18 protein-coding genes are annotated in these 24705 nt (G+C 60.1%); 8 read left to right on the top strand and 10 right to left on the bottom strand.

Features of this window, described 5'->3' with window-relative positions:
• Positions 1-28: 28 nt before the first annotated feature.
• The 6 genes from ACW4PC_RS07825 to ACW4PC_RS07800 form a co-directional block, all read right to left on the bottom strand.
• The gene (locus tag ACW4PC_RS07825; RefSeq protein WP_455873397.1) at positions 29-3121 is read right to left on the bottom strand and encodes an efflux RND transporter permease subunit; all 3093 of its coding nucleotides are present in this window, start codon (positions 3119-3121) and stop codon (positions 29-31) included.
• A complete protein-coding gene (locus ACW4PC_RS07820) occupies positions 3118-4209 on the bottom strand; it encodes an efflux RND transporter periplasmic adaptor subunit (RefSeq protein WP_455873396.1) in 1092 nt (363 codons plus the stop codon). Before ACW4PC_RS07820 ends, ACW4PC_RS07825 begins: the two co-directional genes overlap by 4 nt.
• Positions 4210-4488: 279 nt before the next feature.
• The gene (locus ACW4PC_RS07815) at positions 4489-5346 is read right to left on the bottom strand and encodes a MipA/OmpV family protein (protein WP_455873395.1); all 858 of its coding nucleotides are present in this window, start codon (positions 5344-5346) and stop codon (positions 4489-4491) included.
• Positions 5347-5488: 142 nt separating this feature from the next.
• Positions 5489-6880 carry an ATP-binding protein gene (locus ACW4PC_RS07810; protein ID WP_455873394.1) on the bottom strand — a complete coding sequence of 464 codons (1392 nt, stop codon included), beginning with the start codon at positions 6878-6880 and terminating at the stop codon, positions 5489-5491.
• Positions 6880-7617: a response regulator gene (locus tag ACW4PC_RS07805; protein WP_455873634.1), complete on the bottom strand. Its 738-nt coding sequence runs from the start codon at positions 7615-7617 to the stop codon at positions 6880-6882. The genes ACW4PC_RS07810 and ACW4PC_RS07805 overlap by 1 nt, the downstream gene beginning before the upstream one ends.
• Positions 7618-7755: 138 nt before the next feature.
• A complete protein-coding gene (locus ACW4PC_RS07800; RefSeq protein WP_455873393.1) occupies positions 7756-10335 on the bottom strand; it encodes a glycosyltransferase family 39 protein in 2580 nt (859 codons plus the stop codon).
• A 431-nt stretch (positions 10336-10766) separates the two neighbouring features.
• Here ACW4PC_RS07800 and ACW4PC_RS07795 point away from each other — a divergent pair, with 431 nt between their 5' ends.
• On the top strand, positions 10767-11927 hold the full coding sequence (locus tag ACW4PC_RS07795) for a patatin-like phospholipase family protein (RefSeq protein ID WP_455873392.1): 1161 nt from the start codon (positions 10767-10769) through the stop codon (positions 11925-11927).
• A gap of 797 nt (positions 11928-12724) precedes the next feature.
• Here the strand turns inward: ACW4PC_RS07795 and phnE (ACW4PC_RS07790) are convergent.
• The 4 genes from phnE (ACW4PC_RS07790) to phnC all read right to left on the bottom strand — a co-directional run bounded on the left by phnE (ACW4PC_RS07790) (position 12725) and on the right by phnC (position 17133).
• Entirely contained in the window at positions 12725-14227 is a 1503-nt protein-coding gene (phnE, locus tag ACW4PC_RS07790) for a phosphonate ABC transporter, permease protein PhnE (RefSeq protein WP_455873391.1), read from the bottom strand.
• A 10-nt stretch (positions 14228-14237) separates the two neighbouring features.
• Positions 14238-15200: a phosphonate ABC transporter, permease protein PhnE gene (gene phnE, locus ACW4PC_RS07785; RefSeq protein WP_455873390.1), complete on the bottom strand. Its 963-nt coding sequence runs from the start codon at positions 15198-15200 to the stop codon at positions 14238-14240.
• Between the two features lie 90 nt (positions 15201-15290).
• Positions 15291-16199: a phosphonate ABC transporter substrate-binding protein gene (gene phnD, locus ACW4PC_RS07780; protein ID WP_455873389.1), complete on the bottom strand. Its 909-nt coding sequence runs from the start codon at positions 16197-16199 to the stop codon at positions 15291-15293.
• Between the two features lie 88 nt (positions 16200-16287).
• A complete protein-coding gene (gene phnC, locus ACW4PC_RS07775; RefSeq protein ID WP_455873388.1) occupies positions 16288-17133 on the bottom strand; it encodes a phosphonate ABC transporter ATP-binding protein in 846 nt (281 codons plus the stop codon).
• 399 nt (positions 17134-17532) lie between these two features.
• On the opposite strand from phnC, the gene ACW4PC_RS07770 reads away from it, so the two are divergent.
• The 7 genes from ACW4PC_RS07770 to ACW4PC_RS07740 all read left to right on the top strand — a co-directional run bounded on the left by ACW4PC_RS07770 (position 17533) and on the right by ACW4PC_RS07740 (position 24525).
• Complete coding sequence (locus tag ACW4PC_RS07770) at positions 17533-18567, top strand: substrate-binding domain-containing protein (RefSeq protein WP_455873387.1); 1035 nt, start codon at positions 17533-17535, stop codon at positions 18565-18567.
• Between the two features lie 159 nt (positions 18568-18726).
• Positions 18727-20208, top strand: a complete 1482-nt coding sequence (gene pstC / locus ACW4PC_RS07765; RefSeq protein WP_455873386.1) for a phosphate ABC transporter permease subunit PstC — start codon at positions 18727-18729, stop codon at positions 20206-20208.
• Entirely contained in the window at positions 20205-21524 is a 1320-nt protein-coding gene (gene pstA / locus ACW4PC_RS07760) for a phosphate ABC transporter permease PstA (RefSeq protein ID WP_455873385.1), read from the top strand. Before pstC ends, pstA begins: the two co-directional genes overlap by 4 nt.
• Before the next feature lie 15 nt (positions 21525-21539).
• Complete coding sequence (pstB, locus tag ACW4PC_RS07755; RefSeq protein ID WP_455873384.1) at positions 21540-22355, top strand: phosphate ABC transporter ATP-binding protein PstB; 816 nt, start codon at positions 21540-21542, stop codon at positions 22353-22355.
• Between the two features lie 34 nt (positions 22356-22389).
• On the top strand, positions 22390-23103 hold the full coding sequence (phoU, locus tag ACW4PC_RS07750; protein WP_455873383.1) for a phosphate signaling complex protein PhoU: 714 nt from the start codon (positions 22390-22392) through the stop codon (positions 23101-23103).
• Positions 23104-23137: 34 nt separating this feature from the next.
• Positions 23138-23821, top strand: coding sequence for a phosphate regulon transcriptional regulator PhoB (phoB, locus tag ACW4PC_RS07745; protein ID WP_022714998.1), 684 nt, complete (start codon positions 23138-23140; stop codon positions 23819-23821).
• A gap of 23 nt (positions 23822-23844) precedes the next feature.
• On the top strand, positions 23845-24525 hold the full coding sequence (locus ACW4PC_RS07740; RefSeq protein ID WP_455873382.1) for a winged helix-turn-helix domain-containing protein: 681 nt from the start codon (positions 23845-23847) through the stop codon (positions 24523-24525).
• The last annotated feature ends 180 nt before the right edge of the window (positions 24526-24705 follow it).

Raw genomic sequence — 24705 nt, 5'->3', positions numbered from 1 at the left:
TCGAAAAGCCAGGCAAACGCCATGGAATTCACTCACCCGACCGCAGCTTTCCAGTTCCAGCTTCCGCGCCCTTGTCAAGGCATCGTTTAAGGAACGCGAGGAAGTCGTCGGCGAGATCGAAGATGACGGGGATGACGACGAGGCTGAGTACCGTCGACGTGATCAGGCCGCCGATGACCACGATTGCCATCGGCTGACGGAAGCTGGGATCGCCGCCGCTTAGGGCGAGGGCGACGGGAAGCATACCGCACCCCATGGCGATAGTCGTCATGACGATCGGGCGGGCGCGCTTGTGGCAAGCATCGATGAGCGCATCGAACCGCGAAAGTCCGGTGCGTCGAGAGACGATGGCGTATTCGACTAGAAGGATCGAGTTCTTTGTCACCACGCCCATCAGCATCAGAAGCCCGATCACGACCGGCATCGAGGAGCTGGTTCCGGTCAGCACCAGGGGGAGCAGCGCCCCGCCCAACGACAGAGGTAGCGCCATGAGGATGGTGATCGGCTGTAGGAAATCGTGGAACAACAGAACCAGGACCGCATAGATGCAGAAGACGCCGATCCCCATGGCGATCAAGAACCCACCGAAGAGGTCGGAGGTTTGCTCCAATTCCCCCTGTTCGATGAACCTGACGTTCGCAGGCAAGTCCTTGACGGCGGGTAGGGCCTGCACCTCGCTGAAGACCTCGCCGAGTATCCGCCCGTTGAGTTCTACCGTCAGCATGACGTTGCGCGAGCGGTCGATACGGCTGATTTCTGCGGGTCCGCCGCCCATCCGGATTTCCGCGACCGATCCGAGAGCGACGCTCCCTCTGGCTCCAGCAACACGGATATTCGCGATATCATCCAGCGTCGTCCGGCTGTCGGGATCGAAGCGGACGCGGATGGGAAGCTGGCGTTGCGGGAGGTTGAGCTTGGCAAGCGCCAGAGCGTAGTCGCCGCTCGTGGCGACGCGAACCGCCTGCGACATTGCCTCGGATGTCACGCCGAGAGCGGCGGCACGATCGCGATCCGGAACGATCTGGACTTCAGGAGCCTGAAGCGAAGCGGTCGACGTCACCGCCCCTATATCCCGCAGGGTCCGCAGCTGTTCTTCGAGTATGATCGCCGCCCGGTCGAGAGCCTGCGTGTCGTCACTGGCAAGGGTGAGCTGAAGTGCCGAGCCGCCGCCCGAACCGACCTCGATTCTGATGCCGGGAAGGACGGCAAGCGCCTGCCGGATGTCGTTCTCGATCTGGAACTGCTTGCGGTCGCGCTTGCCGAGCTTCTTTAGATCGACGACGAGCGAGGCCACGGTCGTGCCAGCCGTAGCCGCTGCGGAGTAGTCGGGACCACCGGCTCCCGTCGAGAAGGTTCCCACGGCGGAGAAGACATGCGTGACGTCCGGAAGGCCCGACACGATTTCGATCGCGCGTCGCGTGACCGCGTCGGTCTCCTCGATCGTGCTTCCCGGCTGAAGCCTCAGCTTGACCTGCGTCTGTGCATCGTCGGGGGGCGGTAGAAAGGCTGAACTCAACATGGGAACCGTCGAGAGGGATAGCCCGAGGAAAAGGCATACACCGACCATCGTGAACGCCCGATGGCGCAGGCACGTTCCGGCGACGGCAAGATAGGCACGCATGATCATGCCGTCTTTCCGTTCCGCCGGATGCCCTTTCATCATGTAGGCAGCCATCATCGGCGTCAGCAATCGCGCGACGACCAGCGACGCGAGGACCGCGACAGCGGCGGTCACACCGAACTGTCGGAAGATCAGGCCGGGGATGCCGCTCATGAACGCGGTCGGCAGGAAGACTGCCACCAGCGTCAGGGTGGTGGCCACTACCGCGAGTCCGATCTCGTCTGCAGCCTCGAGGGCGGCTTCAATCGGTTTCTTTCCCATTTGTAGGTGGCGTGCGATGTTTTCGATCTCGACGATGGCGTCGTCGACGAGAACCCCGACGACCAGGGAAAGCGCAAGCAGCGTCACGGTATTCAGGCTGAAGTCCAGCAGGTACATGACCAGGAAGGTCGGGATCACCGACATCGGCAGGGCGACGGCTGCGAGGAAAGTCGCCCTCCAGTCGCGGAGAAACAGCCACACGACGACGACCGCGAGGATGGCACCCTCGTTGAGGAGGTGCATCGATCCCGTGTAGCTGTCCTCGATCGGACCGGTCGTGCTGTACGCCTTCACGATCTCGACGTCTGGGTTGGCGGCTGCGACGTCCTTTACCGCGGCCTCAATCCCGGCCGCGACGCCGATATCGGAAAATCCGTTCGAACGCTTTACTTGAACAGCGATCACCCGCTCGCCGTCGAGGTAGGCCATCGATGTGCGGTCGGCGAAGCTGTCGCTGACTGTACCGATCTCCTCCAGCCGCACCAATGGTCCGCCCGGAAGTGGAATCGCCATGTCCTTCAGCTCCTCCACGGAGGATGCCGCGCTCAGCGTCCGGATCGACTGCCTGTTTCCGCCGATCTCGCCTCTGCCTCCTGAGGAACCAGACTGGACGGACTTCAAACGGGAGGACACCGACGCGGCGCTCAGGTTCAACGAGCCCATCAACTCGGGATCGAGGTCGATATGCACCTCCCGATCGACACCGCCGACCCGACCGACTTCGCCGACGCCGCGTACGGAAAGCAGTGCCTTCGTCACATCGTTGTCGACGAACCAGGAAAGCTCGGTCTCGTTGAGGTGCTCGGATCGAACAGCATACGTCAATAGCGCCGATTCCTGCACGGTCGATCTCGTGATGCTCGGTTGCTGCATCTCGGGCGGAAGGTCGCCGCTCGCGCCGTCGACCGCGTTCCGCACCTCGTTTAGCGCCTCCTCGCCGTCCTTTTCCAGCTCGAAAGATACGCTCATCGAGACCAAGCCGTCCGTAATAGTCGTCGTGATGTGCTTGAGCAGGCTCAGCGAGGCCAGTTTGTCTTCGATCTTGCGCGCGACTTCTGTCTCGATCTGCGTCGGCGCGGCACCTTCGAGGGTCGCATCGATCTGGATCGTCGGGAGGTCCATGTCCGGAAAATTCTGGACCGAGAGGCGGTCAAAGGCGAGCATGCCGCCCGCGGTCAAAAGGATGAACAGCAGAATGGCCGGGACCGGATTGCGGATGGACCAGGCGGAGATGTTCATCGCGCTGCTCGTTCTGCCTGGGCGAGCACTTCCCCTTCGATCCGCACGCGTGCCTTATCGGAGAGGAACGCGCCGCCCCTTGAAACGATGTCGGTCGCGCTGTTGAGGCCTGAGAGGATTTCCACCTCCCGTCCGTTTCGGCGGCCCGTTTCAACGCGGATGCGCACCACGCGTCTGTCTGTGTCCAGGGTGAAGACGTAACTAATGCCGTCCCGCATCACGAGCGCCGACTCCGGCACGGTCAGGGCGACGGTTTTTTCCAGCTCTATCCGGCCACGGACATAGAGGCCGACAGGTATCTGCGCCCCCGCGGGCAGGGCGACGTAGACGAGCGCGCGGCCGGTGTCGGTGCTCACCGTTGGCGCGACGAGCCTGACGTGTCCAATAAGGCCGCCCTCCGGCCCGTCGATGGTCACGGTGAGACCCTCGGTGACGAGCGGTAGATACTGCGCGGAGAATTCCGCCTGCCACTCGACGCGCTGCTGGCGGACGAGGCGGAACAGTTCCGTGCCCGAGGTGACGACCGCGCCGAGTTGCGCTGAGCGGGCGGTGATCACCCCGTCGTCCGCGGCCACGACGGTAGTCTGGGCGAGTTTGATTCCCGTGCTTTCGACGGAGGCTTCTGCGGACTCGACGCCCGCGACGGCCGTCTGCTCGGCGAGCAGATATTCTTCGATTTTCGACTCAGCAAGCGTGCCGCTCGTCTGTAGTCGCTGGGCGCGGTCGGCGTTCAACCTCGCCTTGGCGAGTTCCGCGCGAGCGCTTGCCAGCAGCGCCTCTTCCTTGCGCAGTTCCGTCCGGACGGTCTCGTCCGCGAAACGTGCCAGTGGTTGCCCTTTCGAGACGACCGATCCGACGTCGACAAGAATTTCGGTGACGCGAAGGCCATTGACTTCGGCCGCGACGATTGCTTCGTGCCATGGCTTCAGCCATCCACTCGCGGAAATGGTGCGAGGCCAGAGACGTTCGGCGGGCCTCGCCAGGCTGACGGTCAGCGTCGCGGCTTTGTCCTGCTCGGCATGCGACGCGAAAGGAGCGGCCATACTCACCGCCAGGGCGAGCGCGAGGCAAATTGGTTTCGAACGCATCTACGATGAAGTCCTTCTGACGTATACCGATCTGAGACAGAGCTGATCGCGCGACAACGGCGATTGGGGCCGGCGAAATCTCCGCCCTTGCAAATCTACCGGATTGGCCGTGAAGTGCAGTCAAGTCCGGTTAACTTGCGTTAAGTCCTGTGTCGTTTCGTCGGCGAGGTGTCACGAGCGCTCGCCTGATCGGCTGGCGGGATGTTCTCCACACGCTTCAAACACGAACACCCGGCGGACTCTCTCTGGAGCCACCGAATGTTTGCGGCATCGATATTGTCAGAACTTGTAGCCAACGAGCAGCATTGCCGACGGCTGGACGTCGTCCTGGACGATCGGGCTGTCTTTCGCGTCACCGGTCAGGAAGCCGACCCCCGCCTGGCCGCGAACGACCCAGTGTTCCGAGGCCATATAGGTGATGGAGGCCTCGAGGTCGAAACGCTTGAGACCGGCGCTCGCTTCGTATTCCCTCAATCCTGAGCGGGCCGACTGGGCGGCCGTTACGCCGAAGTAGCTCTCCATGTGATTGTCGTCGGCGAATGTCGCAGAAGCGCCTGCGCTGAAGATGAAGCGATTGTAGTGGTGGGAGACGTTCGCGCCAACCGTCCCGAGGAGACCGTCACTGCCGCCGATTGATTTGTCCACGGACGCGTACAATTCCATGGGGCCCCACTCGTAAGAAAGCTTGGCTCCGAGAACCGCACCACCGTCGATGTCTCCGAGACCTTTCAGATGATCTGAGTCGTCCTCGTCCCGCCCGAATTCGTAACCGCCCTTGGCGGCGAGTTTGAAACCGTTGGTGTCCAGCAGATCGACGCTGATCCCCAGCGGATCGATATTTACCCGCCCGATCGTCGCGGAAATCATCGGGACAGGCATGACCTCCATCTCGTCGGAGCCTTCGAACTTGGGGCCATACATCGCGCCGATTCCCACCATGACGTTCCAGTCCGCGAGTTTCTGCCGCACGCCGCCGAAGCGTCCGTTGTCGAACTTGCTCGACGGCGGTATCGCAGCCGCGTCGCTCGCGACGAAATCGGCGGCTCGGACCGGCACCGCTGGATAGGCGACGATCACCGCGCCGACCGCCCACGCAAGACGCCGCAGACGATTGTGAAAAGGAAATTGGGTCAGCAAGTCTGGCTCCTGAAAATGATCGAGAATCTCCGCAGGGCGCGGGTTCACGACCCCACATTTCCAGAGGCTCGCGTTGACTTCAGTTTTGAGATGTTAAGAGATGTTTCGGCTGCTTCCCGTGTCGGGAAATTCGAGACACCGATCACCGGATCGGTGCTAGCTGCATGGGTATGTCCGCTGCCGGCGCAACGGGCGTATCGGCGTCGGCCGGCAGATCGATTCGGGCGACGAGCCCCCGAGGGAGCCTATTCGACAGTTCCAGGGTTCCGCCATGTGCCCGGACGATGTCGTTGACGATCGACAACCCCAGTCCGAAGCCGCTTCGCTCGTTCGGCGCGCGCGCCTGATCGATCTTGAAGAAAGGATCGAGTACGCGGCTACGGAGATTCGCGGGAACGCCGGGACCGTCGTCCACGACGCTTATCCGCACGGTGCCGTTCTCGAGGACCATCAATTCCACCGTGACGCTCTGGGCGAACTTTGTGCTGTTCTCGACGAGGTTGGCGACGGCGCGCGCCAGCGACTGCGGCCTGCATCGATAGGCAAACCGCTCCGCTCCCGCATAAGTTACTTGGAATCCGACGTCGGCGAAATCCGAACAGACCATCCCCAGGAGACTGGGAAGGTCGGCGTTCACGATTTTTTCGGACGCCATTTCCTTGCTCAGATGGCTCAACACGTCGTTGATCATCCCGCCGAGGATGGCGATGTCCCGCAGGATAGCCGCCTTTAGCTCGGGCTGGTTGGAACGTTCCACGCGGAGGCGCAGTCGTGTCAGGGGTGTCCGCAAGTCATGGCTGATCGCCCGCAGCATGCGTGTCCGGTCGTCAATCATCTCACGGACGCGGCTCCGCATGTCGTTCAAGGACTTCGCCAGTGTTCGGATTTCGGCTGCCCCTCTTTCGTCAAAGGGACGGTCGGGTCCGTCGTCGGGCCTTAGCTTTTCGGCCGCCTGCGAAAATTTCATGAGGGGAGCTGTGATCATGCTCGCCGCATAGAGCGACAGCAAGATGACGGGCAGGACCAGACCCATCAATTGCAACACGATGCTGACCTGATAGTCGTTGATCCATGTGTCCGGCGGCGGCGGCGACGGCTGGAATGCCATTGCCCGGCCACCACCGATGTCGACGACGAGGACCTCGCGAAGCTGTCCGCCAGCGGTCGCGTCGCGATAGCTCGTCACGATGGACTCCGGCAGGTTCTTCCGGATCATGTCGCGAACATCGTCAATCGGAGGCTCGGGGCCTCCCGGCTGCGAAAGTTCTGCGGGCGAAACCTCTTCCACCCGTAGACCGGTCCTTGAAACGACGTCGAGGACAACGTTCTCCTCTTCCCTGGAGCCGGAGGCACGAAGCTGGTCGATGACCATCTCGATCTTCAAAGCCGTCGTCTTGGCGTAAGAAACGCTCTCGAAGTCGTCAGCGAGAAGGTACTCGGCGATCGTGCCGATAAGCACGAGGGCGATGATCGGCCCGATGGCGAGGGCCGCGATCTGACGCCTGATCGATCCGACCCTCATGCAGGTGAACATCAGCAGGCCTCGACCTTTGGGGTGAACATGTAGCCTCCCAGACGGACCGTCTTTATCATAGTCGGCTCCTTGATGTTCGGTTCGATCTTCTGCCGAACACGGCTGACGTGGACGTCTATGCTCCGATGGATCGGTCCCGCGAGACCCGCGTGGGTGAGACCGAGGAGCTTTTCCCTCGTCAATATCTGGCCAGGGTTCTGGCAGAACGCCAGAAGGATGTCGAATTCCGCCGTCGTCATTGAGACGTGCACTCCTTCTGGCGATACAAGTTGCCGCAGGACGGGATCGATGTGCCAGCCGGCAAATTTCATGGCCGTCGGTGCGGAGGGTTGTTCGGCTCCATACGAAGCGCGCCGGAGCAGGCCCTTGATCCGCGCCATCAGTTCGCGCGGATGGAACGGCTTGGCGACGTAGTCGTCGGCCCCAAGTTCAATGCCGACGATGCGACTGATGTCGTCGCCCAGCGCCGTCAGCATCATGATCGGAACCGTTGACGATGCCCGCAGGCGACGACATATGCTGAAGCCGTCTTCGCCCGGAAGCATGGCGTCAAGGATCAAGAGGTCGAATTCCTGCTTCCGTAGCATCAGGTCCATCTCAACCGCCGAGCCGGTCGTGACGGCCTGGAACCCATTCTCCGTCAATAGGTCGATAATCATCGCAGCGATCTCGTCGTCGTCTTCGACGACAAGAATTTGGGAAGTTGTTTCCGATGCGATGAGCTTCGAGGGCGGCATCATGTTCATTGCTTCGCGCGTATCCTGCAAAAGAGATCGGGTTTTACCCTATTGTCTCAGATGGCAGGCGAAAGTCACCGGGGGAAATATTTAGATTTGTAAAGCGGACGCCGCCGCGAGATAGGCCCCTCTCCAGGTTCACGGCTGATCGGTCGCTGCTTCGGTAATGTCCATTTTTCGCCAATCAGCAGTAGCCGGACGCAGACCGTAACCGATCCTGTAGAAAAACCGGCCGGCTTCAGTCCTTCCCTTGTACACGAAGCGCGTTTCAAGCGGACCGAGCCTGTCAAACCTGTAGCCGATTTCGGCATCGGAAAGCCGGTCTTGCGTCAGGCTGTACATGACGACCACGTCCTTCTTCTCGCGGGGGCCGGGATGCCAGACGCCGAACATGAGGCCATTTTTCCCAAAGAGGTTCTGGCTCGTGACGTTATCGGGCGCAGTTCGATCCGTTGCGTAGAATCCGAGAATGCTGGCGATGTTGTAGCGATCCATGCCTACGAGGAGTGGCGAGACGCCGGACTTGGCCGCCACGTCGTCCCTGATCTGCCGCGCTTCCCGACCGAATTCCTCCCACGCGACGGGGAGGTCACGCAAGCTTCCCGTATACCCGACGGCCGGAAAACCGAGGGCGAGATAGTGCAGCGCGAGCGAAAACAACACCACACTGGCGACGACACCGACTTTCAAGAGAGAGTTGAGACGTCGCAGGCGGTTGTCGCTCCCGATCGCTGCGAAGACATTCGCCATCATCGGCAGCGATGCAAGCCAGAGCGGACCGGTCCAATTCATTTTGACCATGTGGACGAGGCTGAACACGGCGAAGACATACAGTGGAACCAGCGTGAAGACACTGACGAAGACAATGCGATCGTGGCCTTCTTGCCTCCGGACGAGCTTGTTAGCCGCAACCGCTATTAGCGCCAGACCCAAAGGGCCGACGAGCATCGCGATATATCCTGCGAGCAGATGCAGCGACAACTCGATTTCTTCCGACACCCATCGCCGGGTTCCCTGAAATTCGAAGGACGCCCAGTCGTTCGTGGCGTTCCAGACGATGACGGGGGAAAAGAGGACAACGGCGATCAGCGCGCCTGCATACGGCCATGGACTGAAGAACCAGCGGCGCGACCCAGGATGCAAAAGCAGAAATATGACCGTTCCAAGACCCAGCAGACCGATCGTGTACTTCGACAGCATGCCGATGCCGATGCAGATACCCACCCCGATCCAAGCCTTGTTTCGCTTTCCGATCAGCGCTCGCTCGAGAAAGTGGAGCGCTCCGGCCCAGGCGGCGGTCAGGGGGGCGTCCGGCGTCATTAGGACGCCGACGGCGAAGAAGAAGGGCAGGATCGACAGCAAGAGAAGGGCGATGAACGCCGCGGTGCGACCGTACAGGCTGAACGTCAGGCGGGACACGAAGTAGGCGGTCACCAGCCAGGACAAGGTAGCGGCGATCCGCACGCCGAATTCGCTGTCGCCGAAGACGGACGTGCCGATGCCGATGAGCCAGGCCACGATCGGAGGATGGTCGAGGTAGCCGAGAGCGGGATGTTGCGCGTAGGTCCAGTAATAAGCCTCCTGCGGAAGCAGGTCGATGCTTCCCTGGTAGACGACCCTGAGGATTGCGACATAGGCGAGGACCGCGATGGCTGTCAGCTTCCACCGGCCAGTGGAATGAAAAGATGCGTTATCGCGGAAAACGAAGAACTCGCTGCCGAAATAGCTCACCATCCCGCCACCAGCGATGCCCACGAGAATGACCATCCCGACGGGAAAGCCGAGGTCCGTGGCGGCGGCGATGAACCCGCCTCGCATGGCCAGAGCGAGGACCAGTACGAGCAGGTAGCGGGCGATCTGCGAGTGAGTTTTTGGTCGCCCTTCGAAAGTCCATTCGGCATGGGCCATATAGTTGAAAGCCGAAGCGCAACAGAAACCGGAAATGTTCGCGATGGTCGGGTCGACACCGATGAACAGGGCTATCCACACCACCACGAAATCGAGGGCGACGCCAGCCATACCGACCACCACGAAACGCTTGAAGGCACTTGACGGCGAAACGCCGCAAAAGCGGGCGAGTTGACCGAAATAGGCGGTGAAGTGGCCGACGCCGAGTTTCGACTTGCCCAATGTCCGGTCGGCAAACGCGATGGGGACTTCCAGGACCTTCAGCGTGTCGCCGCCCGCGAACACTGCCTCGAGCCCGATCTTGAACCCTTCGGCTCGCTCTCCGCTGGCGATAAGGTCGGCGCGGCGGATGGCAAAAAATCCCGACATCGGGTCAGCGATGTTCGTAAAGGGGGATGCCAGAGCCGCGCCGAAGCGGGACAGCGCGCGGCGATGGAGCGGCCACCCGATCGTCGTGCCGCCGTCAACATACCGGCTACCGACGACCATGTCGTAGTCGCCGGTCAGCACCGGGTCCACGAGATCACCGATCGACGAGGCCGGATGGCTCCCGTCGGCGTCCATAACGACCAAGACGGGATATCGAGCTTTCAGAGCGGCCGCCATGACGTCGTTCGCGAGGCCGCCAGCTCCGGTGTTCTTTACAAGCGAAACCGGATACATCGTAGCCCAATCGGACACCTGCTCGCAGGTCCCGTCCGTCGATCCGCCATCGGTGATGAGGATTTCGAAGGCGTAGTTCTGGCCGACACTATCGACGATATCCGCCAGAACGCCGCCGATATTTTCCGCTTCGTTCAGGGTCGGCACAATGATGGAGATCGCGTGACGGGATACGTACGACGGCGCGAACTGATCCGCTTCTCGCGGTGTAGGCACAGGTGAGAACATGGGCGCTCCGGCAATGGTGACCATCGCGCTGCCTAAGGATTGGCAGCGCGGTTGCCCTAGAGCTCTAGTTTTTTCGCCTCCCGGACGGTTTTAAGAGTTGTTAACTTCTGCTCCCTTTTGTTTCTCGCGAGCGGGGGACCCGTCCATAGGCTCCCTTTTCCGGTAGGAAGGCGCGGCGTCCTCGGCTCTGCCCGGTAACATCTCTTAACAACTCAAAACCCAAACCAACCGAGAATCCGTGTTCAAGCGGCGGCGAGACTTGCCAATGAAACCAGTTGTCGTCCTGCATTGACCAAACCATTCAATCGGGTGTCATGCGGCTCGGCTCAACCCGGAAAAAGACGACTTCGATGCTTCGACTGTTGGGTGTTGTGTTGTTGGTGTTTCTATCCGGCTGCGTCGCGCCGAGCAGAACGTCCTACGGATCGCTAGCCGCAGCGAGCGCCAACGTCGAAGGCTTCGAGGACATCCGAATGTACGCGGACTCACGTCGCACCCGACCTAACGAGCGGGTCTGGCTTCCTGTGCCGAGAGGCAAGAGGATCAACTACCTCGTGCTGTCGGGCGGAGGCGGCGCAGGCGCGTTCAGCGTTGGGGCGCTGAAAGCCTGGTCCGAATTGGGAAGGCGGCCGGAGTTCGACATCGTCAGCGGGGTGAGCACGGGAGCGCTGATCGCTCCTTACGCGTTCCTCGGGGGCTCCTACGACCAGACGCTCGTCGATTTGTACACGAGTGGCGTTGCCAGGGAACTGGTCGACGCGGACTTCCTGCCGAAAGGCCTGCTGGGGCCTAGCCTCCTGAAACAGGAACCGCTTCGGCAGATGGTGGAGAAATTCCTCACCCGCGAAGTCATGCTGAGGATCGCTGCGGAGTATCGAAAAGGACGACGCCTGTTCGTCCTGACCACGAACCTCGACTCCCAGAGGGCGGTGATCTGGAACATGGGTGCCATCGCCTCCAGCGGGCGAGCCGACGCGCTCCGGCTTTTCCAGGACGTCATCATCGCCTCGGCGAGCATTCCGGGTGTCTATCCGGCGGTCCTCGTCAAGGTCAGAGCCGGAGACACCGTCTTCGAGGAAATGCACTCCGACGGGGGATCGGTGTCGCAGATACTGACCGTCCCGGAGGGCTGGATGACAGGCGACGACAATCCTCAGGGGTCCAGGGGACCGGAAATCAACATGTATGTCATCATCAACAACGCGTTGATGCCCGAATTTTCCACGACACGGAACAACACGCTCGTTGTGATGGCAAGAGCGAGCTCCACCCTCATTAAGGCGCAAACCCGCAGCGCCTTGCTGGCGACCTACGCATACGCACAGCGAAATAACATCCGGCTCCGCGTCGCCTCGATCGACACGCAGCTCAAGTACGACATGACCGACCCGTTCAACACCAACTACATGCGTGCAGTGTACAATCTCGGCTACGGGAAAATGGCGAGCGGCAGCCTCTGGAAAGAAAGGCTGTCTTTCACTAACGAGCTAACGGACGTTCAGTCGCGATAACCCTTTTTCATCTCACGACCCTCCAGCACGATATCATTCGTCCCGTGGCCAACATTTTCAAAGCAGTGATCGCGGTGACCTATTAGATGGTGGCAGGAGAGGTTCGATACCCGAGACAGTCATATCTCTGATCTGCAAGCACTGCACCTGGTGCTTAGCAAGCCGAGACGTCGCTGGACGTTGCTTATCCCCCCTACCGATCTCGGCCCACGAGGCACCAAAAATTTATTCGCTTATGGCCCCGACAGCTTCTCTTAGCGAAACAAGCCGGGAGGCCGCCTTATTCGCTGGGCAAGTTTGCGTCGGCCCCGTGATTGGTGATCCGAGGCGGAGGGCCATCTGGAGAGGTCGGAAGTTGGCGCGCGCTTTGAGCCTGGAATCCAGTGTTGTGTTGACTGAATCAGAAAGCGTCGAACCATGAAGGTCTGGAGGTTCAAACATCGATGCTGAGCTGGAATTTCCAGCTCAGCATCGGGAAGAAGGAACAACATCGCCCCGTGCAAGCAGAAACCATGAACTACGGGTGACGCCGTATGAGATTCGCTATTAACAACCTGTGTCGTTTGAAATCATTGCTTTGGCTGATTCTGTTTAAGCTGGGTTCGTCATACAGTGGGCTAAGCGAGGCGAATTCTTTTGCCTGTCAAATGCAGTTCATTGACTCAGGAAGCTCATCTTGAACGATGAGCAAAAGACGCACTCGAGGAAAATAAACCTCGATAATTCTCCCTAACAGCACTCATGATAGATAGTGATTCAACAAGCCGACACAAGGCCCGAACGCCCGTGTCAGCCTTTCATCGGCGTCCCATGAGACGTGACCGGATCGCGTTCGAGGCCGCGTCGAAGAGGAAGACGACGGCCAGGATCAGGGTGACCATGTAGGCGACATTTTCCCAATCGGAGTTGGTGCGCATCGCCTCCCAGAGCTTGAGGCCGATGCCGCCGGCGCCAACGGCACCGATAACGGTAGCGGAACGGGTGTTCGACTCCCAGAAATAAAGCGCCTGAGAAACAAAGATAGGCATCACCTGTGGTACCACACCATATCGCTGCACCGCGACCGGATGTGCGCCTACCGATTTCACGCCCTCGCGCTGCTTGTCGTCGATATTTTCGAGCGCTTCCGCGTAAAGTTTGCCAAGGGTCCCCGTATCGGTCAAGAGGATGGCTGAAATGCCGGCAAGAGGACCAGGTCCGAACGCCCGAGTAAAGAACAGCGCCCAGATCAGCATATCCACCGAGCGCAGAAAGTCGAAGAATCGCTTTGTCAGTTGATTTGCCGGCCGGTTACGGAAAATATTCCGGGCGGCGATGAACGAAAGCGGGAAGGCGACGAGCATGGCAAACAGTGTGCCGACAAAGGCCATCACGATGGTCTGCAGTAATTTCGTCCATACGTCGAGATGTTGCCAGGAAGGATTGTAGAGGAAGTCGCTCCAGGCGAGCGATAGATTGCTTTGCCGCGGATCGAGGCGTTCGCCCGACAGGATCAGAAAAGCCACCTCATCGACAGACTTGCCGAAGAAAGATGAATTGGTGTCGAACACGAAGTTCGCCCAGCCCAGGAAGCGCTTGTGGATTCTCACGCGGTCGGATGAAATCTCCGCCCAACCGGAAAGGCCGAAATATGCGATCACGCGCGCGCCTGAAGAACGCTGCTCCGCCCATTCAGGAAGGTTACTCTGGGCGATCACCCGACCTGCGGTGGGGTCCAATCTTAGGGTCACCCTTTCGTCGTTGCGCGTCAGGACAACCTCCTTCGGGCGGATCTCCGCTGTCCGTGATGCGCCCATGTGGACCAAAACTTCGGTGACGACTTCCTCCGAGCGGGTTTCGGGTTTTGCCGCCTCTGCCGAAGCGGCTGGTTGCTGCGGGACGCCGGTCATGAAATTGAAGCTTGAGGGCGGAGCGGACGGCGCAACAGTAGCAGGTGCCGTCGCCGGCGCTTCGATCATGCGGGTAACCGTTTCGCGGTTCGCCTCCAACCAATCGGGGTTCGGATTGGGACCGATGGGATCGAAGCGCGAATACTTGATCTGCATGTTGCCGTCGGCGTCGATCTCTACATCGGGGCGGATTTCGTAGGAAACCCAGTCGGCCATATAATTGCCGGCGATACCCCAGTTGGCCTCGCCGAATACTTTTCCGACCGCGAAAAACCACCAAGCATAAAGGACGTAGAGAACGAAGGCGGCCACAATGAGCGGAACCTGAAACCGCCGCCAGACGGAGGGGTTGAAGATTTCCGGATGCCCGGCTGCGATGCGTTCCATTTCGGCGGCGTTCAGGGAGGACATGGCGCAATCCTTATGCAACGATCTGAAATTTATGGTCACCCACCAGTTTGCGCCTCAGCCAGGCCGAGAACTGGTCGACAGCGATGATCGTCAGCAGCAGTAAGATGATGATGGCCAAGGTCTTGGCCTCGTGTCCGCGGCTGATCGACAGTCGCAACTGCTCGCCAATGCCGCCGCCGCCGACGGCACCGATGATGGTGGAGGCGCGGACATTGATTTCGAGGCGGAGCAGGAAATAACTCATGAAGTTCGGCAACACCTGCGGGACCATGCCGAACCATGCACGCTCGATCCAGTTGGCTCCTACGGCCTTCAGTCCCTCGTCGGGCTTCATGTCGGCATTTTCGATGACTTCGAAAAACAGCTTGCCAAGCGCTCCGATCGTGTGGATCGACACGGCGATGACGGCGGGAAGGGGGCCGAGAGAAAGGATGGCAAGGAAGAATCCGGCGAGAACGACTTCGGGAAAAGCCCTGAGGATTTCCATAAAGCGTCGTGCCGTGCCGCGTATCCATATATTGCGGGTCATGTTTTTCGCGGCGACGAAGGACAGGATGAAGCCCAAAACCAGACCAATGACAGTAGAGAAGATCGCGATATTCAGCGTTTCTACCATTTTGTAGAAGTATTCCGGAATATAGAAGCTTCCGGTAATGTAGTGCCGGCCGTCCGGATAGTCGTACTGGAGGCTGCCATCATAGTAGGGTGACGGCAGGTCGAACATGGCGCGCCAGATTTCCATGCCGTCCCGGGGAACGAGATCGCCGACGAAATCGAAAAGGTGCGGCAGGCGATCTAGGAATTTCCCCGAGTTGGTCTCGTTGGCGAACCAAAGGGACCCGCTCAGAGCGACGATCAGGATTGCGAGGCTGAGGACGGTGTAGAGCCGGCGGCGCGCTGCAAGCTCCTGCCAATGGCGTTCGACAAGCGCCCCTGTCTCGCTCAGAAACGGCTTCAGTGTGGTGGACGTCATCCGATTATCCCTTTCCGCGTACAAGGCGGACTCAGCATGAAAGCGCCGCCGCGGTGTCCCGTCGGCGGCGCTTGTTGTAGGCGTGGGCGATTAGCCGCCGATCGTGGCCTTGCGGGCGTCGATGATCGGCTTATAGAAGTCGGCATTGACTTCAGCGAAGCCCTTGAAGTCACCGCCCTGAATAGCGGAGAAGCATGCCGCATCGGTTGTCGGCAGGTCCATCATGAACTTCTTGAACTTGGCCTTCATGTCGTCGTTCATGGAGGTGCGGACAACGACCGGGCCATTCGGGATCAGCGGAGACTTCCAGAGTTCGACCAGATCGTCCATGTTGAGGACCCCCTTGTCGACCATCTTGCGAAGATTGCCGGAGGTGTAGCCGTCCTTGAAATCGCCAATGCCCGAACCGAAGGTCGTGCCGGCATCGAAGGTGCCCTTCAGCACTTCGAGAACGAGGTTCTCATGGCCGCCGCCGAAACCGGTCGAAGCCACGAATTCCTTGACGGGCTTGCCGCCGAGGGCTTCCGGCAGGGTGACGGTGGGAATGAGGTAGCCGGAGGTCGAGTCCGGATCAGCGAAGCCGAGCTTCTTGCCCTTGATGTCGGTGACTTTCGTCATGCCCGAATCTTTGCGGGCAACCATGATGGAGTAGTAACCCATGGAGCCGTCGGTCTGAACCGTGGTCAGGATCGGCTCCACAGCTTTCGAGTTTGCCAGATAGATCTTGGCGTAGCCGGAGGCACCGAGTTCGGCATAGTCGAGCGTGCCGCCGAGCAGGCCTTGGATGACGCCGTCATAATCGGCGGCCGGGAACAGTGAAACCTTTTCCACGCCGAGAACGGATGGCAGCTTGTCAACCATGCACTGGTAGTTGCGCAGGCGGTCAGCTTCGTTTTCACCGCCGAGAATGCCGACGCGGAATTCCTTGAGGTCTTCGGCTGCGGCAGCGCCGGCAAGCGCCAGAAGCGCTGTCGCGGCAAAGAGTGCTTTCTTCAACATGGTTTTCTCCTGATTGACCGGTTCCCCGGTGGTCTTGCTGTTACGAAGAAGTGTGCCCTTGACGCGGGCGGTCGATCGCCGCCGTCTCTCAGAGGCCCGCCAGGGCAACCGGTTGCAGGCCGGCGGACGCTTGAGCGGCGGCCGGCGCGGGCATGTTGATCGAGGTGGACGTCATGGTCTCGTCGATGCCGGCGCCATCCTTGTCGGTGCCGTAGATTTCCTTGACCGCAGCCGCTGTCAGCTCTGAAGGCTTGCCGTCGAAAACGACGCGGCCGGCGGCCATGCCGACGATGCGTTCGCAATAGTTGCGCGCCGTATCGAGCGTATGCAGGTTGGTGATGACGGTGATGCCCTCGCGCTCGTTGATGTCGCGCAGCGCATCCATGACGATCTTGGCGTTCAGCGGATCGAGCGAGGCGATCGGCTCGTCGGCGAGTACCATCTTCGGGTTCTGCATCAGGGCACGCGCGATCGCCACGCGCTGCTGCTGGCCGCCGGAGAGCGTGCCGGCGGTCTGCAGCGCCGTCTGCTCGATGCCGAGGCGCTCCAGAGCCGCAATCGCATAAATACGCTCGTCACGGCTGAAGATGTTGAGGAGGCTCAGCATGGTCGGGCGGTGATTGAGGCGGCCGAGCATGACATTGGTCAGAACGTCGAGGCGAGGGACGAGATTGAACTGCTGGAAGATCATCGCGCAATCGCGCTGCCAGTTGCGCAGGGCTTCGCCGCGGAGAGCAGAGACTTCGACGCCGCCGAAATGGATGGAGCCGGAAGTCGGCTCCTGCAGGCGGTTAATCATGCGAAGAAGCGTGGATTTGCCGGCACCCGAGCGGCCGATGATGCCTACCATTTGACCCTGCGGTATTCTCAGGTTCGTCTGGTCGACCGCGGTCTTGCCACCGAACCGGCGGGTCAAATCCGTTATTTCCAGCATTGGCGCGTCCCTCGTCATTACGTCTGAGGGGACATATGCCGCGTTCTTAACGGTGTAATGTCGGTTTTATGTCACTTTTATAATGTTTGCCGATTTTCCCTTGGCCGCGCGACGGATAATGGATGTGTTGGCCAGCTCTTTTCTCTCCGGACGCCGGAACCTGCTGGCTAAGCTCGAAATCAGATGGGCAAGTACCGGGAAGGCATTGACTCTGTTGGTCTAATTTGATGTTGGTTCGACACCTAAAAATCGGCGTCGCTGGCGCAGCCGGCGCGCATCGCCGATGCCTTCCTTCCCTTACAATGAATTGATACAAAACTGTCACAAAACTGTTACGTGGCGCCTATAGAGGGGAGCCGACGCCGAAGCGTCATCGTTAAATTCTACGGGAGAGTATCCATGAAGAAATATCTCGGAAGCTGCGCAGTCGCCGCTATTCTGCTGGCAACCGCAGGCGTCGCATCGGCTCGCGATCAGATCCAGGTCGCCGGCTCGTCCACCGTTCTGCCATATGCGAAGATCGTTGCAGAGTCCTTCGGCGAAACGTTCTCGAACTTCAAGACGCCGGTTGTTGAATCCGGTGGCACTGGCGCTGGCCTCAAGGAATTCTGCAAGGGCGTCGGCGAAGACACGATCGACATCGCGAACGCTTCGCGTGCGATCAACAAGAACGAACTGGAAGCCTGCAAGAAGGCCGGCGTAACCGACATCCAGGAAGTCAAGATCGGTTATGACGGCATCGTCTTCGCAACCGATGCTTCCAACCCGGACGTCGCTTACGTTCCTGCAGACATCTACAAGGCGCTCGCCGCTCAGGTTGTCGTCGACGGCAAGCTCGTCGCCAACCCCTACAAGAAGTGGTCTGAAGTAAACCCGAAGCTCCCCGATGCTGAAATTGCTGCCTACATCCCGGGCGAAAAGCATGGCACGCGCGAAGTCTTCGAACAGAACGTTCTCGCTGCTGGCTGCAAAGATTCCGGTGCCCTTGAGGTCATCTCTAAGGAAATCACTGAGAAGGCTGCCCAGACCAAGGCCTGCGTCGCAGTCCGCAAGGACGGCCTGGCTGTCGACATCGACGGCGACTATCCGGAAACGCTGGCACGTATCGCTGCCAACAAGACGGGCGTCGGCGTATTCGGCCTTTCCTTCTATGAAAACAATGCCGACAAGCTGAAGGTCGCAACCGTCAACGGTATCGTTCCGTCGACTGAAACGATCTCCGACGGCACCTATCCGGTTTCGCGCCCGCTGTTCTTCTACGTCAAGAAGGCACATCTCGGCGCCGTTCCGGGCCTGAAGGAATACGTCAACTTCTTCGTGTCCGACCCGATGATCGGCCCTGACGGCCCGCTCGTCGAATACGGCCTCGTTGCTGCTCCGGATGCTGAGCGCGAAGAGATCCGCAAGAACGTCGAAGCTGAAAAGACCATGTAATGATCGTGCCGGCGCGGTGCCAGAGGCCCGCGCCGGCATTTTTGTCTGACTTATTCTACCCTTGCCTATTGGCGCAGGGTTTTGAGTTTCCGTGACTGGGAAGCCGTGCAGGACGTTCCTGCTCGTGTTTTTGGGGTCGTGAGCCTGGGGACGTAACGAATGAGCACATCCATCATACTCTTGTGTCTCGTGGTGCTTGGCGCGCTGGCCTATATGGTCGCACGCAGCCGTGCCATGGCGCTTGCCGGCGGCAAGCCGTCCGCGCTGCATTCGCGGCCGGGTTACTACGGCGCCTATGCCGCCATCTGGTCGACTCTCCCCGCCCTTGTCGTTCTCTGCATCTGGCTCGCATCGAGCCCGGGGATCATCGAATCCGCTGTCCGCGGCTCTTTTCCGGACGACGTGAAGGCAAAGCCTGCTGCAGAACAGGATCTAAGCTACGGCATGGTGGCGACCATCGCTCGCGGCATGAATCTGCTCACGTTGGAAGAAACGAGCGCAGTCGGCTCCGATGCTGCAGCCATTCAGGCAAAGCTCAGCGAGAAGGGTGTTCCGCTCGCCGGTGAGCCGCAGCCTTTCATGATCGAAGCAGCAAAGGCGCTGAATGCCAAAGCCGCCGGCAACCGCATGATCATGACCGCGGTCGTCCTCGTGATCGCCATTGGCGGTGCGTTTTACGCGGTTCGTGGCATCGCGCCGCGCTTTCGGGCTCGCAACCGGGTCGAACGTGTGATGCTCTGGGGCCTTCTCGTGGCATCGTCCATTGCGATCCTGACCACGGTCGGCATCGTCCTTTCGATGTTGTCCGAAGCCATCCGCTTCTTCACAACGGTCCCTGCAGCCGATTTCTTCTTCGGCACGGTCTGGGATCCGCGCTTTGCCGGCGCGGGCAGCTCGTCCTTCGGCCAGTTCGGTCTTATCCCGCTGCTGCTCGGCACGCTTTATATCGGATTTGTCGCCATGCTGGTTGCAGTTCCGGTCGGCCTTTTTGCCGCGATCTATATGGCTGAGTATGCCGCCCCGAAGGTCCGTTCGCTCGCCAAACCTCTTCTTGAAGTTCTGGCTGGTATCCCCACCATTGTTTATGGCTTCTTCGCCCTCGTTACTGTCGGCCCGTTCCTGCGCGATCTGTCTGCGCAAGTGAACGGCCTCCTGACCGGCAGTTATGCCAATTTCATTCAGGCGCAGAGCGTTCTGACAGCCGGCATCGTCATGGGCATTATGCTGATCCCCTACGTTTCCTCGCTGTCGGACGACATCATCACCGCCGTGCCGCGCGCGCTGCGTGATGGTTCGCTTGGGCTCGGTGCCACGCGTTCGGAAACCATCAAGAAGGTCGTGCTCCCGGCAGCTCTTCCAGGCATTGTCGGTGCGCTCCTAATGACGGCATCGCGTGCGATCGGTGAAACGATGATCGTCGTGCTCGCAGCCGGTGTCGCCGCGCGCATTCAGATCAATCCCTTCGAGCCGATGACCACGGTGACCGTCAAGATCGTCAACCAGCTAACAGGCGACCTTGAATTCACTTCGCCGCAGACGCTGGTCGCCTTCGCGCTCGGCATCACGCTCTTCTGCATTACGCTTTGCCTTAATATCTACGCGCTCTACATCGTGCGCAAATACCGGGAGCAGTACGAATGACGAATATTGTTTCCCCCATTGCAGGCGCTGTATCCAAGGCGCCTGAGCGCCGCGATATCGGCATCAAGCGCCGCTATGCCGCGGAGCGTCGGTTCAGGGCCTATGGCGTTGCCGCCATCTCCTTTGGCCTGATTTTCCTGGCGTTCCTGCTGTCGACGGTTATCCGTAACGGCTACACTGCTTTCCAGCAGACGGTGATCGCGCTTCCGGTCGAGTTTTCCGAGAAGGCCATCGACCCGGACAACGAGCGAGCCACCGATCCGTCGGTGCTGATTGCGGCCAATTACGGCGCGTTGCTGCGTGATGCAATTGTTAAGCAATTGAACATCAACGCCTCGAGCCGTCCGGATGTCCGCGAAGCATCGGCCATGCTCTCCAAGAGTGCTCCGATCCAGTTGCGTGATATGGTCGTCGCTGACCCGTCGGTCATCGGCAAAACTGTCAATGTCACCGTTCTGGCCGACGCTAATGTCGATAGCGCCAACAAAGGCCAGATCGACCTTGCCGTCGATGAGAAGAACCGCAAGGTGAACGACAAGCAGATCGGCTGGATGAACGAACTGAAGGCGAACGGCGCACTCTTCAAGGAGTTCAATACCGGCCTTTTCGTCAACGGAAATTCCAGCCGTCCGGAAGCCGCCGGCCTCGGCGTCGCCCTTGTCGGCTCGCTTTACCTGATGTTGATCGTTCTCGTTTTGTCGCTGCCGATCGGCGTTGCCGCCTCGATCTACCTCGAGGAATTCGCGATGAAGAACAAGGTCACGGACCTGATTGAAGTGAACATCAACAACCTCGCGGCTGTTCCTTCGATCGTTTATGGTCTCCTCGGCCTTTCCGTTTTCATCAACTTTGCCGGCCTGCCGCGTTCGGCTTCGCTGGTCGGCGGCTTGGTGCTGACGCTTATGACGTTGCCGACGATCATCATCGCCACCCGTGCGGCGCTGCGCGCTGTCCCGCCGTCGATCCGCGCGGCGGCGCTTGGCCTCGGCGCCTCGAAGATGCAGATGGTGTTCCACCACGTCCTGCCGTTGGCGATGCCCGGCATCCTGACCGGCACGATCATCGGCCTGGCGCACGCCCTCGGGGAAACCGCACCGCTTCTTCTGATCGGCATGGTCGCTTTCGTGGCCAGCGCACCGGCCACACCGCTTGATCCGTCGACGGCGCTTCCGGTGCAGGTCTACATGTGGGCCAACGAAGCCGAACGCGCTTTCGTCGAACGTACATCTGGCGCCATCATCGTCCTGCTCCTGTTCCTGATCGTCATGAACCTCGGGGCTATCCTCTTGCGCCGGCGCTTTGAGCGTCGCTGGTAAACGGAGTACATTATCATGAACATGTTGACCGAAGCAGCAGTTGAGAAGGCTCTGGACCAGAAGATGAATACGATCCCGTACAAGATGATCGGCCAGGACGTCTCGGTTTATTATGGCGACAAGCGTGCGCTTTTCGACGTGAAGCTGAACATCCGCGAAAACACTGTTACCGCGCTCATCGGTCCTTCCGGCTGCGGCAAGTCCACGTTCCTGCGCAGCCTGAACCGCATGAACGATACGATCGACAACTGCCGCGTGACCGGCAAGATTACCCTCGATGGTGAGGACATCTACGATCCGGACATCGATGTCGTAGAACTCCGCGCCCGTGTCGGCATGGTTTTCCAGAAGCCGAACCCGTTCCCGAAGTCGATCTACGAGAATGTTTGCTACGGACCGCGTATCCATGGTCTGGCGAAGTCGAAGGCCGATATGGACCAGATTGTCGAGTATTCGCTGCAGCGCGCGGGCCTTTGGAACGAAGTCAAGGATCGCCTGCAGGAATCCGGCACCGGTCTGTCGGGCGGCCAGCAGCAGCGCTTGTGCATCGCACGCGCGGTCGCCGTCAGCCCGGAAGTCATCCTGATGGACGAACCGTGCTCGGCGCTCGATCCGATCGCGACCGCCAAGGTCGAGGAGCTGATTCATGAGCTGCGCGAAAACTTCACCATCGTCATCGTGACGCATTCGATGCAGCAGGCGGCGCGCGTTTCGCAGCGCACCGCCATGTTCCACCTCGGCAATCTCGTCGAGGAGAACGACACCGACAAGATGTTCACCAATCCGGACGACCCGCGCACCCAGGATTACATCATGGGCCGCTTCGGCTGATCTGCGGCGTTCAGGCTATTCAAGGACAATCCCAATGGCATCGACCCATATCTTTTCTGCCTATGACGACGATCTGAAGTTCTTGTCCCGCCGCATCTCGGAAATGGGCGGGCTTGCCGAGCAGATGGTGTCGGACGCCGTCCGCGCGCTTGTCAACGGCGATACCGCTCTGGCCCAGAAGGTCATCTCGGACGACGTGATCCTCGATCACGCGGAGCGCGAGATCGGCGACAAGGCGGTCGTAACCATCGCCCGCCGCCAGCCGATGGCCTCCGACCTTCGCGAGATCATGGGCTCGATCCGCATCGCGGCCGATCTCGAACGCGTCGGCGATCTCGGCAAGAACACCGCCAAGCGGGTCATCGCCGTGCAGAGCACCGGCGTTCCGCGCAAGCTTGCACGCGGTCTTGAGCATCTTTCCGAACTGGCGCTGGTCCAGCTCAAGGAAGTGCTCGATGTCTATACGACCCGCGCGGCCGACAAAGCGAAGTCAATCCGCGAGCGCGACGAGGAAATCGACGCAATGTACACCTCGCTGTTCCGCGAGCTGTTGACCTACATGATGGAAGATCCGCGCAACATCACCAGCTGCACGCATCTTCTCTTCTGCGCGAAGAACATCGAGCGCATCGGCGATCACGCTACCAACATTGCCGAAACGATCTATTACATGGCGACCGGCGCACAGCCGGAAGGCGAACGTCCGAAGGACGACGCTGCCAACACCGTCGGCGCGGTCACGGAATGACAAATCCGAACCGGCCCTCAGGAGACAGAACCGAATGATCCCCAGAGTTGCAGTCGTTGAAGACGAAGAAGCACTGAGCGTGCTTCTTCGCTATAACCTTGAGGCCGAAGGTTTCGAGGTCGACACCATCCTGCGCGGCGACGAGGCCGAAATCAGGCTTCAGGAGCGCACGCCCGATATTCTGATCCTCGATTGGATGCTGCCGGGCGTGTCGGGCATAGAGCTTTGCCGCCGCCTGCGCATGCGCCCGGAAACGGAGCGTCTGCCGATCATCATGCTGACGGCGCGCGGCGAGGAAAGCGAGCGTGTGCGCGGCCTTTCCACCGGCGCCGACGACTACGTGGTCAAGCCGTTCTCCACGCCCGAGCTCGTTGCCCGCGTCAAGGCGATGCTGCGACGCGCCAAGCCCGAGGTACTCTCCACGGTGCTGAAATGCGGCGATATCGAACTCGACCGCGAAACGCATCGTGTTCACCGCAAGAGCCGCGAAGTCCGTCTCGGCCCGACCGAATTCCGTCTACTGGAATTCCTGATGTCGTCGCCCGGCCGCGTCTTCTCGCGTTCGCAGCTTCTGGACGGTGTCTGGGGCCACGACATTTATGTCGACGAGCGCACCGTGGACGTTCATGTCGGTCGCCTGCGCAAGGCGCTGAATTTTTCCAACATGCAGGACGTCATCCGCACCGTCCGCGGCGCAGGATATTCGATGGAAGCATAGCAGGAAGGCCGGAGAAGATGTCGGTGCGCATACTTGTTGTCGAGCAGGACGAAGATCTGCTCACGACACTGAAGCATGCTCTGGAGACAGAAGGATATTCGGTGAACTGTCTTCACCCGCATGCCTCGCTGGTCGAGCTCGTGGCGTTGCGGCTGCCTGATGCGGTGATATTCGGTGCGCCGGCTCCTGGCTCGCTGGCAATCTCGACATGCCGTCAGTTCCGGACAACTGGAGCGACCGCCCGCCTTCCGATTGTGGTGCTTTTGAACTCGGCCCTCGAGCAGGACCGGTTGGCCGTCCTCTCCGCCGGAGCCGACGACTGCCTCATAAAGGCAGTCTCCCCCGTGGAACTCCTCATCCGCTTGCGGAACCTCCTGCGGCGGCTCAATCCAGCGCTGCTGGAGAGCACGCTGAAGGTCGGGGATCTGACGCTCGACAAAAACGCCCGCCGGGTTCACAGGCAGAAGAAGGAAGTCAAGCTCGGCCCCACCGAGTTCAGGCTGCTCGAGTTTCTGATGAAGTCCCCTGGCCGCGTCCACTCCCGATCGGAACTGAGGGCATCGCTGTGGGGTAACGATGCCAGTGTCGATGAGCGCGCTGTCGACGTACACATCGGGCGTCTCCGGAAGGGCATCAGTTTCGGCAAGGCCGATAAGGTGATCCGGACGGTGCGTGGCGCCGGCTATGCACTCGGCGACTTCTGATCTGGATCAGGTTCCTATCTATCCCCATCGCTGTGCGCACAGATTGAGACGCGCGATGCCGATGTTCTCTCAATACGTGTGTCACGTCGATTTCACGCGACTGCCTATATTAGGGTGTGCTTAGTCGCGCTGGAGGTGATTCCGAGTCCGCCTTCGGCTCCCATACTCGCCTAGGGGCGT

The sequence above is a fragment of the Rhizobium yanglingense genome (assembly GCF_977109285.1).
The sequence above is the reverse complement of the archived record's forward strand: the minus strand, read 5'-3'. Positions and strand labels throughout refer to the sequence as shown.